Source organism: Dactylosporangium sp. CS-033363 (genome assembly GCF_050942475.1).
Lineage (GTDB): Bacteria > Actinomycetota > Actinomycetes > Mycobacteriales > Micromonosporaceae > Dactylosporangium.
This window is the reverse complement of record NZ_CP192032.1, coordinates 8,677,032-8,693,508: the sequence shown is the minus strand read 5'-3', so window position 1 is coordinate 8,693,508 and position 16,477 is coordinate 8,677,032. Positions and strand designations below refer to the sequence as shown.

Below are 16,477 nucleotides of genomic sequence, written 5' to 3'. Positions count from 1 at the left end.
ACAACCTTGCCCGGTGTACAGTTTCGGCGTGCGGGTTCGGCTACTCGGACCGATCGACGTACTGGTCGGCGGCGAACCCCGGCCGGTCATGGGCCTGCGCCGCAAGGCGGTGCTCGCGATCCTCGGCCTGCACGCCGGCGACGTGGTCAGCACCGGGCGCCTGGTCGAGCTCGTCTGGGACGGCGCCGCCCCGCCGAACGCCGTCAACGCCCTGCAGAGTCACCTCTCGTACCTGCGGCGCACGCTGTCGGACAAGGCGGCGGTGCGCTCGCGCCCGCCCGGGTACCTGCTCGACGTGGGCCCCGACGGCACCGACGTGGCCGTCGCCGAGCGGCTCATCAGCGCCGGGCTGCGCGACGGCGACGCCGCCGGCCGGGCCCGCGAGCTGCAGCGCGCCCTGGACCTGTGGCGCGGCCAGCCGATGGCCGACGCGACCGGCGTGACCTGGCTGGAGGAGCAGGCCGAGCGGCTCGGGCAGCTGTGGCTGCAGGGCAAGCGGGCGCTGCTGGCGGCCCGGCTCGGCCTCGGCCAGCACGCGCAGCTGCTGCCCGAACTGGAGCAGCTGACCCGCGAGCACCCGTTCGACGAGCAGTTGCACGGGCAGTTGATGCTCGCGCTGTACCGCATGGGCCGCCAGGCCGACGCGCTCAGCGCCTTCCAGCGCCTGCGCCGCACCCTGCGCGACGATCTCGGCATCGAACCGGGCCCGGCCCTGCGCGAGCTGGAGTCGGCCATGCTGCGCCAGGACGAGGCGCTCGACCCGCCGCCCGCCCCGGCCCCGGTGACGGTCGCCGAGGCGTCGCCGACCCGGCCCGCCCAGATCCCGCTCGCCGTGCGCACGTTCGCGGGGCGGGACGGGCAGCTGGCCCGGCTCGACGCGCTGCTGCCGGCCGGGTGGGCCCCGCCGGGGGCGGCGGTGTTCGTGGCCGTCGTGTCCGGTACCGCCGGCGTCGGCAAATCCGCGCTCGCCGTGCACTGGGCCCATCGCGTCGCCGGCCGCTTCCCGGACGGCCAGCTCTACGTGAACCTGCGCGGCTTCGACCCGGCCGCCACCCCGATGCCGCCCGCCGACGCGGTGCGCGGCTTCCTCGACGCGCTGGGCGTGCCGGCCGAGCGCGTCCCGGCCGACCTCGCCGGGCTCTCCGCCCTGCTGCGCAGCCAGCTCGCCGGCCGGCGGGTGCTGATCCTGCTCGACAACGCGCGCGACGCCGAGCAGGTCCGGCCGCTGCTGCCGGCCGCGCCCGGGTGCCTGGTCGTGGTCACCAGCCGCGACCCGCTCACGTCGCTGGTGGCGATCGAGGGGGCGGTGCCGGTACCGGTGGATCTGCTCACCGACGGCGAGGCGCGGGACCTTCTGGAGAGCCGGCTGGGGGCGCGGCGGGTGGCGGCCGAGCCGGCGGCGGTGGAGCGGATCGTCGAGCGCTGCGCCCGGCTGCCGCTCGCCCTCGCGGTCGTGGCCGGCCGCGCCGCGACTCGTCCGGAGCTGCCGCTGTCCGCGCTCGCCGACGAGCTGGGCGCGCGCCGCTCGGCCCTCGACGCGATCGCCGGCGCCGACCCGGCCTCGGACGTGCGGGCGGTGTTCTCCTGGTCGTACCGCGCGCTGAGCCCGGCCGCGGCCGCGGTGCTGCGCCGGATGAGCCTCGGCCCCGGACCGGACCTGGGCATCGACGCGGTGGCGAGCCTGGCCGGGGTGCCCCTCGCGGCCGCGCGGACCGCCCTGGCCGAGCTGGACCGGGCGGGGCTCGTGGTGGAGCAGCGGCCCGGCCGGTACACCTTCCACGACCTGCTGCGCGCGTACGCCCGGGAGCTCGCCGAGACCGCCGACCCCGACGCGGAGCGGGCCGCCGCCGTGCACCGCCTCCTGGAGCACTACCTGGCCGCCGCGCAGGCCGCGGCCCAGCGGCTCGACCCGGCCCGGGACCCGGCGCCGCGGGCCGCCCGGCACCCGGCGATCGCGGTGCCGGCCCCGCCGCGGGAGCAGGCCCAGGCGTGGTTCGCCGACGAGCACCGCGCGCTGCTGGCCGCGGTCCGCCTCGCCGCCGAGCTCGGGCTGGACGAGCACACGTGGCGGCTGGCGGCGGCGATGGCGACGTACCTGGACTGGCACGGGCAGTGGCAGGAGCTGATCGCCACCCAGGAGGCGGCGCTGGAGGCCCTGCGCCGGCTCGGCGACCGGCCCGGCCAGGGCGCCGCCTCGTGCGAGCTGGGCCAGGTCTACGCCCGCATCGGCCGGTTCGACGAGGCCCACCAGTACCTCTGGACCGCCCTGTGCCTGTTCGAGCAGCTCGACGACGCCCCGGGGCTGGCCCGCGCGCACTACCACCTGGGCTGGCTGCAACACGCGCAACGGGAGTACCGCGACGCGCTGCGGCACAGCGAGCAGGCCCTCGAACTGTTCGAGCGCCTCGGCGACAAGCTGTGGCGGGCCCGCGCGCTGAACGCGAACGGCTGGATTCTGGGTCAGCTCGGGCAGTACGAGCGAGCCTTGGGTCTTTGTCGTGATGCTCTTGTGGAGAACCGGGAGGTCGGCGACCGGCACGGCGAGGCCGGCACGTGGGACGCCGTCGGCTATGCCCATCACCGGCTCGGCGACCCGCGGCAGGCCGTCGCGTGCTACGGCCATGCGCTGCGGGCCTATCGGGAGCTCGGCGACCGCTCCGGGCAGGCGTGCGTGCTCAGTCACCTCGGCGACGCCCACGCCGACCTCGGCGACCCGGCCGCGGCGGCCGACGCCTGGCGGCACAGCCTGGCCATCCTCGACGAGCTCGATCCGGCCCAGGCGGCCACGGTGCGCGCCAAACTCCCGGAGGGGACACCCGCTAACGTGAGGGGATGACGGCGCTGGACACCTTACGGGCGGAACTGTCGGCCACCGCCCCGCGGATGCGAGACGATCTGGCCGAACTCATCGAAGTCGAGTCCCCGTCGTCGGACCCGGAGGCCCTGGCCCGCTCGGCCGACGTGGTGTCCGCCCTCGGTGCCCGGCTGCTGGGCGCCAAGCCGGAGCGGGTCGTGGTCGCCGACCGGCCGCACCTGCGCTGGCGCTTCGGGGGCGGGCCGACCCGGGTCGTGCTCATCGGCCACCACGACACCGTCTGGCCGCGCGGCACCCTGGCCCGCTGGCCGTTCAGCGTCGACGGCGACCGGGCGACCGGCCCCGGCGTGGTCGACATGAAGGGCGGCCTGGTCATCCTGTTCCACGCCCTCGCCGCCTGCCAGGACCTCGACGGCGTGGCCGTGCTGGTCAACGCGGACGAGGAGATCGGCTCGCCGACGTCGACCGAGCTGATCCAGGACACGGCCCGCGGCGCGGCGGGCGCGCTGGTGCTGGAGGGCAGCTCGCAGGGGCGGCTGAAGGTGGCGCGCAAGGGCATCGCGCATTATTCGGTACGGGTCACCGGCCGCGCCGCCCACGCCGGCAACGCCCCGCACCTGGGCATCAACGCGGGCGTGGAGCTGTCGCACCAGATCCTGCGCATCGTGGCGCTCAACGACCCCGAGCGCGGCACCACCGTCACCCCGACCGACGCCGTCGCCGGCACCACCAGCAACACCGTCCCCGCCGCCGCCCGGGTCAGCGTCGACGTGCGCTCCTTCGACCCCGACGAGCTGGTCCGGGTCGACGCCGCCCTGCGCGGGCTGGAGCCGGTGCTGCCCGGCGCGCAGCTCGACATCGAGCGCGGCCCGGCCCGCCCGGCGATGCCCGAGACCGCCGCCAGTGAGCTGTTCGCGCTGGCCCAGCGGCTCACGGCGAGCCTGACCGGGCAGTCCGCGATCGGCGAGGCGGTCGGCGGCGGCTCCGACGGCAACCTCACGGCCGGCATCGGCGTGCGGACCCTCGACGGGCTCGGCGCGATCGGCGGCAACGCCCACGCCGAGGGGGAGTGGATCGCGCTGTCCAGCCTGCCGGACCGGGCCGCGCTGGTCAGCACGCTCGCGGCCACCATCGGGCGGGCCGAGTGACCGACGCCGGGACCAATGCCTGGATCGAGGCCGGGGCCGCCGCCGACCGCATCGGGGCCAAGGTCGTCGAGCTGACCACCGCCGACGAGCTGGCCGAGTGCTCGGCGCTGCTGCAGCGGGTCTGGCGGGCCGGGCACCCGGCCGAGATCGCCTCGTCGTCGATGCTGCGCACCTACGTGCACTCGGGCAACTACGTGGCCGGGGCGTACCGGGGTGCCGCGCTGGTCGGTGCGTCCGTCGGGTTCTTCGGCCGGCACGGCGAGCGCTGGCACCTGCACTCGCACCTGGCCGGGGTCGAGCGCGACGGGCACGGCAAGGGCGTCGGCCACGCGCTCAAGCTGCACCAGCGGGCCTGGACCCTGGACCGCGGGATCACCGAGGTGCACTGGACCTACGACCCGCTGATCCTGCGCAACGCCTACTTCAACCTGCAGAAGCTGGGTGCGGAGGCGGTGGAATACCTGCCCGAGTTCTACGGGCCGATGACCGACGGCATCAACAGCGGCGACCTCACCGACCGGATCCTCGTCGTCTGGCACCTCGACCGCCCGCATCCCGCCGCGGCGGACGGGCCGGAGGCGGTGCCGCTGGTCTCCCGCGGACCCGACGGCCGCCCGAAGGTCCACGAGGTTCCCGATGCCGCGGGTGTACTGGCTGTGGCCGTTCCCGAGGACGCGGAGCGCCTCCGCGCCGGGGACAGGGACGCGGCGCTGGCCTGGCGGGTCGCGGTACGCGACGCGCTGATGGGCCGCATCTCGGCCGGATACCGCATCACCGGCATGACCCGTGACGGGCACTACCTTCTGGAGCGCGCGCAGTGAGCAGGAAGTTGCAGGGCATCGAGCTCAGGCGGATCGCGATGCCGCTGGTGTCGCCGTTCCGCACCTCGTTCGGGACCGAGCACGAGCGCGACGTGCTGCTCGTGCGGGCGGTCACCGCCGACGCCGAGGGCTGGGGCGAGTGCGTCGCGCTGTCCGGGCCGCTCTACTCGCCGGAGTACGTCGACGGGGCGGAGGCGTTCATCAAGCGGTACCTCGTGCCGCTGCTGCGCGGCTTCGAGGGCCACGCGTACCAGCTGGAACCGCTCTTCGAACCGCTCAAGGGCCATCCGATGGCCAAGGCGGCGGTGCAGACGGCCGTGCTCGACGCGCACCTGCGGGCGGCGGGCCTGCCGCTGGGGGCGTTCCTGGGCGCGGTGAAGGACCGCGTCCCGGCCGGCGTGTCGGTCGGGATCATGAACTCCATCCCGGAGCTGCTCGACGCCGTCGCCGGCTACCTGGAGGCGGGCTACCTGCGGATCAAGCTCAAGATCGAGCCGGGCTGGGACGTCGAGCCGGTCCGCGCGGTCCGCGAGCGCTTCGGCGACGAGGTGCTGCTGCAGGTCGACGCCAACACCGCGTACACGCTCACCGACGCGGACCGGCTGGCCCGGCTCGACCCGTTCGGGCTGCTGCTGATCGAGCAGCCGTTGCCGGAGGACGACATCCGCGGGCACGCCCGGCTGGCCGAGCTGATCCGCACCCCGATCTGCCTGGACGAGTCGATCGTCAACGCGCGGGCGGCGGCCGACGCGATCGCGCTGGGCGCCTGCCGGATCGTCAACATCAAGCCCGGCCGGGTCGGCGGCTACCTGGAGGCGCGCCGCATCCACGACGTGTGCGCGGCCAACGGCGTGGCGGTGTGGGCCGGCGGGATGCTCGAGACCGGGCTCGGGCGGGCGGCGAACGTGGCGCTGGCGGCGCTGCCCGGTTTCACGCTGCCGGGCGACACGTCGGCCTCGGACCGGTACTACGCGCAGGACATCACCGCGCCGTTCGTGCTCAAGGACGGCCACGTGGACGTGCCGACCGGTCCCGGCATCGGCGTGGAGCCGGTCCGGGACGTCCTGGACGCTGTGACGACCGCCACGGAGTGGATTAACTTTACAGCTGTTAGCTGACGGGTCTAACCTTACGGGCGTTAGCAAACGTCCGTAAGGGGAGTCCCGTCATGCCTGAATACCCGCGTCGCTGGGCCGCTCTCGCGGTGCTCAGCCTGACGCTCGTCGCCGTCACCCTCGACAACTCCGTGCTCAACACCGCGCTGCCGTCCCTGGCCCACGCCCTGAAGGCCGGGACGGCGGACCTGCAGTGGATCACCGACGCGTACACGCTGGTCTTCGCCTCCGCCCTGATCCTGGCGGGCAGCCTGGGGGCCCGGATCGGCTCGCGCAACGCGCTGCTGGGCGGCCTGGTCGTCTTCGGCGGCGGCTCGGCGATCGCGGCCCTGTCCGACTCGCCCGGCCAGCTCATCGCCTGGCGGGCCGTGATGGGCCTGGGCGCCGCGTTCGTCATGCCGGCCACCCTGGCGATCATCACCCGGATCTTCCCGGCCCACGAGCGCCCGAAGGCGTTCGGCGCCTGGTCCGCCGCGGCCGGCATCGGCGTGCTCGTCGGCCCGGTCACCGGCGGCGCCCTGCTCGAGCACTTCTCCTGGAGCAGCGCCTTCTGGATCAACGTACCGCTGGTCGCCTTCGCCGTCGCCGCCGTGTTCGCGGTCGTCCCGGCCATCCCCGCGGTGCGCGGCGGCCGCCTGGACGTGCTCGGCGCGCTGCTGTCCACCGCGGCCGTCGCCGCTCTGGTCGACGCGGTCATCCAGGCACCTGCGCGGGGCTGGTCCGACGCCGTGACGCTCGCCGAGTTCGGCGCGGCGGCCGTGCTGGTGCTCGCCTTCGTGCTCTGGCAGCGCCGCACGTCCGCGCCGCTGGTCCGGCTCGACCTGTTCACCAACCGCACCTTCGCGGTGGCGGCGCTGTCCCTCGCCGTGGTGTTCTTCGTGCTCTTCGGGACGTTGTTCGAGCTTTCGCAGTACCTGCAGCTGGTGCACGGCTACAGCCCGCTCGTGGCCGGCCTCGGCGCCATGCCCTTCGCCGTGGCGATGGCCGCCACCTCGGCCACCTCGGCGCTCATCTCGGGCCGGCTCGGCACCCGGCGCACCCTCGCGCTCGGGCTGTTCCTGGCCACCGCCGGCCTGCTGGACCTGGCCACGACGGGCGTGCACACCGACTTCTGGAAGGTCGCCGTCGGTACCGCGGTCATCGGCCTCGGCATGGGCATGATGATGGCCCCGGCGAGCCTGCAGATCAGCGGCTCCGTCCCGCCCCAGTTCGCCTCGATGGCGAGCGCGCTGAACAGCGTCATCCGGGAGCTCGGCGGCGTGCTCGGCATCGCGGTCCTCGGCACCGTGGTGTCCTCGGCCTACCGCGCGTCCGTCGGCAGCGACCTGGGTCCGGCCGGCACCGACCTGCCCACCGCCCACGGCTTCGCCGCCACCCTCCCGGCCGCGCAGGCCCAGCACGTCGTCGCCGTGGCCGACCAGGCCTTCACCGACGCGATGTCCCGCGGCTCGCTGATCGCGGCCGGGATCGCCCTGCTGATGGCGATCGCGGTCCTGGTGGTCCGCCCGAAGCGCACGGTGGCGGAAGCCCCTGCGCCTGCGCTGGAACTCCAGACGGCATGATGAGGTCATGAAGGCGGACAACGCGGGTCCGGCCGGCGGCCGGACCCGCAACCGGCGTGGTGAGGGCGCCCTGCTGCGCGCCGAAATCGTGGCCGCGGCCGAGCGCGTCCTGGAGCGCGAGGGCGACGAGGACGCGCTCACCCTGCGCTCGGTCGCCCGCGAGGCCGGCATCGCGGCCCCGTCGATCTACTCCCACTTCGCCGACCGCGAGGCGATCCTGGAGGAGGTCCTCGGCAACGCCTTCGCCCGCCTGCGCACGCTGCTGCTGGACGCGGCCGAGGGCGTGCCGGACCCGGTCGAGCGGCTGCTGGCGGGCTGCCGCGCGTACGTGGCCTTCGGCATGAACGACCCCGCCCGGTACCGCGTCCTGTTCGGCCGCCGCCGCGACGCCCGCCCCCAGCCGGAGCCGGCGAACGACATCTCCGACCTCCCCGAGGTGTGGCAGCGCAACCTGGAGGGCTTCCAGGTCCTGGTCAACTCCCTGCGCGAGTGCGCGGCGGCGGGCCGCTCGGCCAGCACCGACCCCTTCACCGACGCGGTGACCCTGTGGACGTCGCTGCACGGCGCGGTCGCCATGCGCCAGTTCGTGCCGGGCTTCCCGATGCCACCTCTGGACCGTACGGTGGAGGTCCTGGTCCATCGCCTCGCGCAGATCAAGCCGTGACCCTCGCGTCGGTGCTGACGGGCCCGGTGGATGCCGCGGCCCGCGCGCTGCTGGGCTGCCGTCTGACCGCGGGCGGGGTGACGGTCCGGCTGACCGAGGTCGAGGCGTACTCCGGCACCGGCGAGGACCCCGCCTCCCACGCCCACCGCGGCCGCACACCGCGCAACGCCATCATGTTCGGGCCGGCGGGGTACGCCTACGTCTACTTCACGTACGGCATGCACTACTGCGTCAACATCGTCACCGGTACTGAGGGCACCGCTTCGGCCGTGCTGCTGCGCGCCGGCGAGGTGGTCGACGGGTTGCCCGTCGCCCGTGAACGCCGCGCGACGGCCCGCCGCGATTTCGACCTGGCCCGCGGCCCGGCGCGGTTGTGCTCGGCCCTGGACATCGGCCGCGAGTTCTACGGGACGTTTTTGCTGGACGGTTTGCTGGAGCCGCCCGTTGGCCCGGTGGGGGGAATCTCGGCGGGGCCGCGGGTGGGGGTGACTGGCGCGCACGACATTCCGTGGCGGTTCTGGCTGACGGGGGACCCGACGGTGAGCGAGTATCGGCGGCATGTCCCCCGATTGCCGAAGGAGTGAGGCCCGCGGCGGGAAGGTGGTTGTTGCACCGTTCACGACCCGGTGGATTCCCCGGCGTCGACCCGAGGGGTCATCTGAAACGGAATTCGGGGAACCGTTCCGAGTTTGAGCCTGTACCGATCGTCGGGCGGCCAGCCTCGTTGCACGAGGGACACCAGATGTTCGTATGGCTTGGCGAAGAAGGGGTCACCGCGAGCCGCTCGCTCATAGTCGACATACACGGCCAGGCATTGCCATGCCCGATTCGCACGAAATCCCACCTGGCCCACGATGATGGCCTCGTCGACCATCCGGTAATACACCAGCGCGCCAAGCGCCGAGTAGTACGACACGATGCACCCCACCGCGGCCCGGGCTGGTCCGGACAGTCCGAAGAAACCGTGCGACAGATCGTTGTCGCTCGAAAGGCGGAGGAGGACGTACTCCTCCGCCTTCTGAAATTCCGGGGATCGTAGCTCCTGCAACAGGTCGATCAAGACCGGCACCTCGTTTCCGTGCCGCATCATCGTGATCTGCCGGCGCGCCAGGACGCCGGACACGCCCAGTGCGAGCATCGACATGGCCAAGGCGAGCAGATTCAGCACCATGGAGTCCATGCATCCCCTTCGAGGGGCAAGCCGCCGGGATGTCGCAGGACCGCTTCCAGCAGGATCGACCGGCCGCTTGTCCTCCTCTGCTGACGTGTCCTATAAGACCATCGAGGAATGCGGAACGGTACAACCGATCATCCATCGCGACGAGCGACATTCCGTGGCGTTTCCGGCTGACGGGGGACCCGACGGTGAGCGAGTATCGGGGGCATGTTCCCCGATTGCCGAAGGAGTGAGGCATGACCCAGCCGGTGAGCTACGTCGAGATCAACAGCCCGGACCTGGAGGCGACGCGGACGTTCGTGTCCGAGGTCTTCGGGTGGGAACTGGCGCCGTTCTCTGCCCCGGACTACCTGGTCGCCCCGCATGGCGACGCGCCTGGGGTGGACGCGGGGCTGCTGCCTTCGCGCAGCGGCCAGCCGCACGTCGTTCCGGTGATCCGCGTGCCCAACTTGGAGGCCGCGACGGTGCTGGTGCTCGCCCATGGCGGGGCGGTTGTCGTTTCGCCGTTCACGCTGCCTGGGGTGGGGAGCGGGTGCTACATCACGGATCCGGCTGGGGTGCTGATCGGGCTGCACGCTTACGAGGCTGAGGCTTAGAAGCATCGGCCGGACCGATGGGCAACCACATACGTGCCCTCGTCCGATGGTTCCGGGCCGCCTGCGGCGACCCGACAGGGTTGGCGTGGTCCGGGTTCGACTCTGGTCACGGTTCGGTGGTCCGGGCCGTTGCGGGACACCGCCACCAGCCCCGTCACCTCGGCAACACGGCACGGCAAGGGCCTGGGCCTGGCACCGGCTGCACCCGCGGCTGACCCGCCGCGCCGCCTGGGCCGACTGCCCGGACCTGCCCATCGTGGAAGGCACCCTCATCCGCCTTGACGTGACCCGGCTACCGTCCGGTGCCACCGCGAAACCGGTCTGGCTGTGATGCTCCACCAGCATCGGCCCCGGCCCGGCAGCAACCCCGGACGCCGCGACGGTCGATCTCCGCGACCCGCATGCGGCGGACCGGTGGACCTGGCTGCTGATCGCCGCGCACACCCAGCTACGCCTGGCCTGCCCGATCGCGGCGGACCTGCGCCGCCCATGGGAACGACCAGCGCCGCAGGAACGACTCACCCCAGCCCGCGTCCGACGTGACTTTCGGCACCTCCGCGCGACAAGCACCTGCCCCGCCCGGGCACCGAAACCCACCCGGGCAGGACCCCGGACGGCCGCCAGGCCAACCGGACCGCCGCCCCACCCACCGCCACGACGTCCAGACCGCCACCGGCAACGAGCCCCGAAAACCGAAACCCACAAAGCGGCGATCCACCGATCCTCGACCCCGGCGCACAGGTTGAAGATCAAGCTCAAGAGATCTCGGTTTGCAGGGCTTCAGCAAATGCGGAAAAGTCCGGATTCGTGGCCGAATCCAGACTTTTCCGCATTTATCACGATGTACCGGTGCGACGGTCGACGGGGCTGCGCTTGCCGCCCGTCAGGGTATAAATCCGAAATGTCGGGCCGAGGAACGAGGCCCGACATTTCGTGATCACCAGCAGGCCTCGCGAGTGGCGACGCGGTCCTCGTCGGGCAGGCGGATGGCGGTGGCCTGCGGCGGTCGCTCGTACTCCGCCTGCGTGACCTGGTCGCCCCACTCGGTGCCGGGCCCGTCCGGGTCGGACTCGTACGTGGAGACCATGGCGGCGAACGTCGACGGGCCGGCGCCGTGCCAGTGCCATTCGCCGGCGGCCACCACGATGGTGTCGCCCGGGCGGACCTCGTGGACCGGGCCGCCGCGGCGCTGGACTCGGCCGATTCCGGAAAGGACGTGGAGGACCTGGCCGTACGGGCAGCGGTGCCAAGCCGTGCGCGCGCCCGGGTTGAACTGGGCGTGGGACGTGGCCAGGCGGGACGGCTCCAACGCGGTCACGTCGCGGCCGATCCACGCGATGCCCGAGTAGCGCTGCTGGGGCGCCGGGCGGCTGGTGCTGGGTGCTCGGATGACTTCCATCTGTCTGCTCCTAGGACGTCTTGGTGTATTCGGACCAGGGCAGGTCCCAGGCCGTCCAGCCGTCGCCGGGGTCCAGGGCCACGCCGGTGCCGCGGGTGACGACCGGGTCGCCGACCAGGACCGACTCGTAGAGCCACCTGGCGTTGTCGGTCGACACGTTGGTGCAGCCGTGCGAGACGTTGCGCCGGCCCTGGTCGCCCACCGACCACGGGGCCGCGTGGATGTACTGGCCGCCCCAGGTGAGGCGCATGGCGTACTGCACCGTGGTGGTGTACTCCGGCGTGCGGAAGACCGCCGACGGTTCGCGGGACATGATGACCGTGGTGCCGCTGGACGTCGGGGTCGAGGCCTTGCCCAGGCTCACGGGCATGGAGCGGATGACGGCGTCGTTCTGGTACACCTGCATGGTCTTCGTGCCGTTGTCGATGTCGATCGTGAGCTTGCGGCCGATCGTGATGCTCGCGGCGAAGTCGTCGTCGGCGTGGCCGTTGCCGATGGCGACGCCGTTGAGGGCCTTGCGGGCGGTGATCTTCGTGCCGGGCTGCCAGTAGTTCTCGGGGCGGTACATGACCTGCCGGCCGCCGAACCAGTGCCACGCGCCGGGCTGCGGCGGGTCGCTGGTGACGAACAGGCGGTGCTCGACGGCCGCGCGGGAGGCCTCGGGGACGTCCGAGCCGAACTCGACCACGATCGGCATGCCGACGCCGTAGGTGCCGCCGTTCTGGAGCAGCAGGTCCGAGGAGATGGTGCCGCCCGGGGACTTCGCGACGGTGCGGAACGTCGTCTCGCGGGTGACCGCCTTGTTGTCGGTGCCGAGGGCGGTGACCTTCGCGGTGTAGGCGGTGTCGTACTTCAGCGCCGCCGCCGGGATCCACGAGGAACCGTCGGCCCGGGGCGCGCCGGGGATCGGCTGCCCCGCCCCGTCCGTGAGCGCCACCGTGGTGATCTTGCCGTTGGTGACGCTGGTGCCGATCTCCGTGCTGATCGGCACCGTCTCGTTGGCCGCCGGCGTCACGCTCAGGGTTGTCGGCGGGGCCGTCGGCTTGGGTGTCGGCGGCGCTTTCGCGTTCTGCTCCGAGTCGTGGCACGCGGTCAGGCTCACGGACGCCAGGACGAGTGCCGCGACGATGGTTCCTTTGCGCATGCGGGCATCCTGCAAAAATGCTGGGCGAGCCCGCTGCGCATCGGGAATGAGAAAGCGGGTCTACACCTCCCCGGGCATGGTCACGTCGGCGATCTGGGTGGCGAGACCCTCCCACTTCGCGTAGGCGTCCGGGAAGGCCGAGCCCTGGACCTTCTGGGCCGCCACGGTCACCGCGTAGTCGCCCCAGCCGGGAATCCGGGTGAGCGCCGCGTAGAACCGCCGCGCCGACTCGTGCGGGTCCATGAGCTGGTCGATCGAGCCCCAGTTGGGCCGCTGCTGGAACAGCCCGACCGAGTCGTAGTCGTAGCCGACGCCCTGGTTGGGGTGGTCCAGCGAGGCCGGCAGGTTCCCGTTGGCCAGGTTGCGCAGGTGGCTCTCCTGCAGCGCGGTCGCGAGCGCCACGATGACCGCGCGCTTGGGCAGCCGCTCGCGCTTGGCCACGTCCACGATGGCGATCGCGTTGTCCATCTCGGCCCGGCTCAGCCCGCCGACCGGGTCGGCGACGGTCGGGAGGGTCTGGGTCGGCTTCGGTGCTTCCGACGGCGGAGCGGTGCGCTGTTCTCCCCGGGAGGCCACCTGGGGGGCGGAACGCTCGGGGGTGGGAGCGACCGCGACGACGTCACCCTTCGTCGAGGGGTCCGCGGGGTGTGCGGTGAGCGTCGCGGTCAGGGCCAGGACCGCGAGGGCGAGCGCCGCCGCGCCCCGCAGGGTGCGTTGCGGCAGGGGCGGCACGGCGGGGAGCAGGAAGTTCCGGGCCGGGGTGGGGCGCTCGGTGAGCGCCTTCAGCGCGGACGCGCTGAACGGTGCGGCATGGGCGAAACGGCGCCCGCGCAGATGGCGGGGACCGCTCGTGAGCTGCTGGTTTTCGTCGTCACCGGCGAACATCCGGCGAGACTAGGACCGGCCTCACCAGGGGGTGATTCCGGGCATGAAAAACGGCGCCCGTGCTGGTTGCGTCACGGCGGGTGACCCCGGAGCGACACGCCCGGTGGCTGGGACAAATCGGGCGTGTCATTCTCAAAACGCCCCGTGGCGACACGCCCGGTAGCCGAATCACCCGGGGGTGAAATGGCCTCTGACCTGCGCTATTAGCGTGCGATTTCGTGTCGTACCTCTACCGCTCCCGCCACGCGAAGCAACGCACCCCACGCCGGCGGCGGTTACCGATCGTGGCGACCGCGGCCGTCCTGACCGTCACGGCCGGTCTCGGCGCCGCGCACATGGGAAACGCCGCCGAGCCGGCCCCGAGCCCGCCCGTCGCCGCCGAATCGCCCGCCCCGCGCGAGACCCAGGCCGCGGCGAGCCGGGCCAAGCGACCCGAACCGAGCGCCACGCCGTCGCAGGCCCCGGCCGACAAGGAGCTCCAGTACCAGTTCGCCTGGCAGGAGAACTACTACTACTGCGGCCCGGCGGCCACGCGGATCGCCCTCACCGCCCGTGGGCTGTTCCCGTCCCAGGACCAGGTCGCGCAGAACCTCGGCACGACCGAGAGCGGCACCAACTCGTCCGACGACACCACCCGTACCCTCAACGCCCTCACCGGCAGCGGCTTCTACACCGCCCACTTCATCCGCGGCCAGTCCGCCACCGCCGACGACGTCGAGCAGCTGCGGCAGTCGGTCGTGAAGGCCGTCTCGCAGGGCTACGCGGTGGTGGCCAACATCGCCGGGTCCACAGTGGACGACGGCGGGCACGCGCACGCGTACCCGGGCGGGCACTACCTGACCATCGTCGGGTACTACAACAACGGCGCCACCGTGAAGATCGCTGATCCGGCGGATGCGACGGGCGTCGGGTCGTACCATCTCAGCGTTCAAAGCATGGCGAACTGGATCGCCCTTCGGGGCTATGCCGCGTAGTCCTCACCCGAGGGCCTTCGCGCGCGACGGTGCGGGAAAGCCCAGCGACGGCTGACCGCGCAGGGCCGCCGCCATGGTCTGGGCCACCGCCGAGTTGACCGCGCTCGACACGCCCGAGCCCACCCAGTCGTTCGGGTTGTCGGCGTTGACCGCGATCCCGGCCGCCGCGACCTGCGGGGTGAAGCCGGCGAACGTCTCCGTCGCGTTGTTCTCCGAGCTGCCCGTCTTGCCGCCCACCGCCCGGCCGCCGAGGATGCCGGAGACCGCCTCGGCCGTGCCGCCGTCGCACTTGCCGTAGGCCGAGCCGCCCTTGCCGACCGGGCACCGCGCGGCGTCCGCGGCCGCCGCGGCCACGTCCGGGTCGACGACCTGGCGGCACTCGGGCGAGCCGGCGTCCAGGGCGCGCCCGTCCGGGTCGGTGATCGACACGACCGGCAGCGGGCTGCAGTAGACCCCGCCCGCGGCCACCGAGGCGTAGGCGTTGGCCAGGTCCAGCGGGGTGGTCGAGGCGACGCCGAGGGTGAACGAGCCCCACTGGTCGGCCTTGCCGGCCATCGTCGCGTCCTCGGGGCTGCGGAACGTGATGCCGAGCCGCTGCGCCATCTCCACCACCTTGCGGGCGCCGACGGTCTGCTCGAGCCAGACGAAGTACGTGTTCACCGACCGCCCGAACGCGTTCCACATCGTGCGGTCGCCGTCCATCCACGACGGGCTGTCGTTGCCGGGGCACCACCGCCCGCCGCAGCTGCCCGGTCCGCTGCCGGGCCAGATGCTCGCGATCCGGCTCGGCGCCTTGAAGTGCGTGTTGAGCGACATGCCGGCGTCCAGCGCGGCGAGCATGGTGAACATCTTGAAGGTCGAGCCGGCCTGGTACCCCGAAACGCCCGCACCCCCCGCCACGAGCTGGTTGACGGTGTTGGACCGGCCCGGCGCCAGGCTGTAGTGCCGGTTCACGGCCATCGCGAGCACCCGCCCGGTCCCCGGCGTGACCACGGCCAGCGGCATGGAGCGGGCGCTGCCATAGCCATAGACGCCGAGCGACTGGCTCATTGCCGCCGACTGTACCGCCGGATCGAGCGACGTCACGATCTTGTACCCGCCGGTGCGGAGCCGCTCGTCGCGCTCGGTCGGCGTGGTGCCGAACTCGGCGCGGCTGTTCCACCACTGGCGGAAGTAGTCGCAGAAGAAGCCCCAGTCGTTGTGCTCGTCCGCGACCGACGCGCAGTCGTTCGGTGGCCGCGTCACGGACAGCTTGAGCTCGCTCGCCGTGGCCGCGGTCGCCTCCTCCGGGGTGATGACGTGCATCTTGGCCATCGCGTCGAGGGTGTACGCGCGCCGCTCCAGCGCCGCCTTGCGGTCCCCGCTGATCGGGTTGTCCGCGTCCGGGGACTGCAGCAGGCCGGCCAGCAGCGCCGCCTCGGGCAGCGTCAGCTTGGCCGCGTCCTTGCCGAAGTACGTCTGGGCCGCCGACGCGATGCCGTACGCGCCCGCGCCGAAGTAGGCGATGTTCAGGTACCGCTGCAGGATCTCTTGCTTGGAAAGCTTCTTCTCGATCGCCTGGGCGTAGCGCATCTCCCGCAGCTTGCGCGTCGGGGAGTCGGCGAGGGCCTGCAGGTGCTGCTCGGGGGTGAGGCTCGCGTCGTTCTTGAGGACATTGCGCACGTACTGCATCGTCAGCGTCGACGCGCCCTGCTGGGCCCCGCCGCGGCTGTTGGAGACGAACGCGCGGGCGACGCCGCGGATGTCGACCCCGTGATGCTGGTAGAAGCGGGTGTCCTCGGCCGCCACGACGGCCTGGCCGAGCACCGGGGCCACCTGGTCGAACGGGATGTCGCGCCGGTTCTCGTCGTAGAAGGCGGTGATCAGGGTCTTGCCGTCGTTGGCGTACACGTAGGACGTCTGCGCGACCGGCGGGGTGGCCAGGTCGGTGGGGAGGGACTCCCACGTGTCGCCGCCGGCCCGCGCGGCGCCGCCGCCGACGAGCGCGATCGGGAGGGCGGCGGCGGCGATCACCAGGCCGCCCAGCATCCCGCACAACAGCATCCGGAGCATCGTGATCATTCGGCGCACGGCGGGCGGCTACCCGGCCCTCCGAGCGATCACACTTCACCCCCGGGAGCAAGAAGAGGATGGGCGGGCGCGCATCCGGGACGACAGGTGCCCCGCCGGTGGTCGGC

General features: G+C 72.7%; 14 protein-coding genes and 1 pseudogene. 10 read left to right on the top strand and 5 right to left on the bottom strand.

What is annotated here, in order from left to right; translation table 11 throughout:
- Positions 1 to 28: 28 nt before the first annotated feature.
- The 7 genes from ACQPZ4_RS39990 to ACQPZ4_RS39960 are packed head-to-tail and all read left to right on the top strand — an operon-like array spanning position 29 to position 8,709.
- Complete coding sequence (locus ACQPZ4_RS39990; RefSeq protein WP_433048195.1) at positions 29 to 2,836, top strand: BTAD domain-containing putative transcriptional regulator; 2,808 nt, start codon at positions 29 to 31, stop codon at positions 2,834 to 2,836.
- Positions 2,833 to 3,963: a M20 family metallopeptidase gene (locus ACQPZ4_RS39985; RefSeq protein WP_433048192.1), complete on the top strand. Its 1,131-nt coding sequence runs from the start codon at positions 2,833 to 2,835 to the stop codon at positions 3,961 to 3,963. The genes ACQPZ4_RS39990 and ACQPZ4_RS39985 overlap by 4 nt, the downstream gene beginning before the upstream one ends.
- Positions 3,960 to 4,784, top strand: a complete 825-nt coding sequence (locus ACQPZ4_RS39980) for a GNAT family N-acetyltransferase (protein WP_433048189.1) — start codon at positions 3,960 to 3,962, stop codon at positions 4,782 to 4,784. The genes ACQPZ4_RS39985 and ACQPZ4_RS39980 overlap by 4 nt, the downstream gene beginning before the upstream one ends.
- Positions 4,781 to 5,902: an o-succinylbenzoate synthase gene (gene menC, locus ACQPZ4_RS39975; RefSeq protein WP_433048186.1), complete on the top strand. Its 1,122-nt coding sequence runs from the start codon at positions 4,781 to 4,783 to the stop codon at positions 5,900 to 5,902. The genes ACQPZ4_RS39980 and menC overlap by 4 nt, the downstream gene beginning before the upstream one ends.
- A gap of 50 nt (positions 5,903 to 5,952) precedes the next feature.
- A complete protein-coding gene (locus ACQPZ4_RS39970) occupies positions 5,953 to 7,461 on the top strand; it encodes an MFS transporter (RefSeq protein ID WP_433048184.1) in 1,509 nt (502 codons plus the stop codon).
- A gap of 7 nt (positions 7,462 to 7,468) precedes the next feature.
- Complete coding sequence (locus ACQPZ4_RS39965; RefSeq protein WP_433048181.1) at positions 7,469 to 8,125, top strand: TetR/AcrR family transcriptional regulator; 657 nt, start codon at positions 7,469 to 7,471, stop codon at positions 8,123 to 8,125.
- Positions 8,122 to 8,709, top strand: a complete 588-nt coding sequence (locus ACQPZ4_RS39960) for a DNA-3-methyladenine glycosylase (protein WP_433048178.1) — start codon at positions 8,122 to 8,124, stop codon at positions 8,707 to 8,709. Before ACQPZ4_RS39965 ends, ACQPZ4_RS39960 begins: the two co-directional genes overlap by 4 nt.
- A gap of 32 nt (positions 8,710 to 8,741) precedes the next feature.
- On the opposite strand, the gene ACQPZ4_RS39955 is transcribed toward ACQPZ4_RS39960, so the two are convergent.
- A complete protein-coding gene (locus tag ACQPZ4_RS39955) occupies positions 8,742 to 9,305 on the bottom strand; it encodes a hypothetical protein (protein ID WP_433048175.1) in 564 nt (187 codons plus the stop codon).
- A gap of 233 nt (positions 9,306 to 9,538) precedes the next feature.
- Between ACQPZ4_RS39955 and ACQPZ4_RS39950 the strand changes: the two genes are divergently transcribed.
- Both ACQPZ4_RS39950 and ACQPZ4_RS39945 read left to right on the top strand, forming a co-directional pair.
- On the top strand, positions 9,539 to 9,898 hold the full coding sequence (locus ACQPZ4_RS39950) for a VOC family protein (RefSeq protein WP_433048172.1): 360 nt from the start codon (positions 9,539 to 9,541) through the stop codon (positions 9,896 to 9,898).
- A gap of 388 nt (positions 9,899 to 10,286) precedes the next feature.
- A pseudogene (locus ACQPZ4_RS39945) lies at positions 10,287 to 10,644 on the top strand (NF041680 family putative transposase); the annotation flags it as partial.
- Between the two features lie 191 nt (positions 10,645 to 10,835).
- Here ACQPZ4_RS39945 and ACQPZ4_RS39940 read toward each other — a convergent pair.
- The 3 genes from ACQPZ4_RS39940 to ACQPZ4_RS39930 are packed head-to-tail and all read right to left on the bottom strand — an operon-like array spanning position 10,836 to position 13,326.
- Positions 10,836 to 11,297 carry a cupin domain-containing protein gene (locus tag ACQPZ4_RS39940; RefSeq protein ID WP_433048169.1) on the bottom strand — a complete coding sequence of 154 codons (462 nt, stop codon included), beginning with the start codon at positions 11,295 to 11,297 and terminating at the stop codon, positions 10,836 to 10,838.
- 10 nt (positions 11,298 to 11,307) lie between these two features.
- On the bottom strand, positions 11,308 to 12,441 hold the full coding sequence (locus ACQPZ4_RS39935) for an Ig-like domain-containing protein (RefSeq protein ID WP_433048166.1): 1,134 nt from the start codon (positions 12,439 to 12,441) through the stop codon (positions 11,308 to 11,310).
- Between the two features lie 60 nt (positions 12,442 to 12,501).
- On the bottom strand, positions 12,502 to 13,326 hold the full coding sequence (locus ACQPZ4_RS39930) for a hypothetical protein (RefSeq protein WP_433048163.1): 825 nt from the start codon (positions 13,324 to 13,326) through the stop codon (positions 12,502 to 12,504).
- A gap of 218 nt (positions 13,327 to 13,544) precedes the next feature.
- On the opposite strand from ACQPZ4_RS39930, the gene ACQPZ4_RS39925 reads away from it, so the two are divergent.
- Positions 13,545 to 14,300 carry a C39 family peptidase gene (locus ACQPZ4_RS39925; protein ID WP_433048160.1) on the top strand — a complete coding sequence of 252 codons (756 nt, stop codon included), beginning with the start codon at positions 13,545 to 13,547 and terminating at the stop codon, positions 14,298 to 14,300.
- 3 nt (positions 14,301 to 14,303) lie between these two features.
- Here the strand turns inward: ACQPZ4_RS39925 and ACQPZ4_RS39920 are convergent, their stop codons facing one another.
- The gene (locus ACQPZ4_RS39920; RefSeq protein ID WP_433048157.1) at positions 14,304 to 16,361 is read right to left on the bottom strand and encodes a transglycosylase domain-containing protein; all 2,058 of its coding nucleotides are present in this window, start codon (positions 16,359 to 16,361) and stop codon (positions 14,304 to 14,306) included.
- Positions 16,362 to 16,477 lie beyond the last annotated feature (116 nt).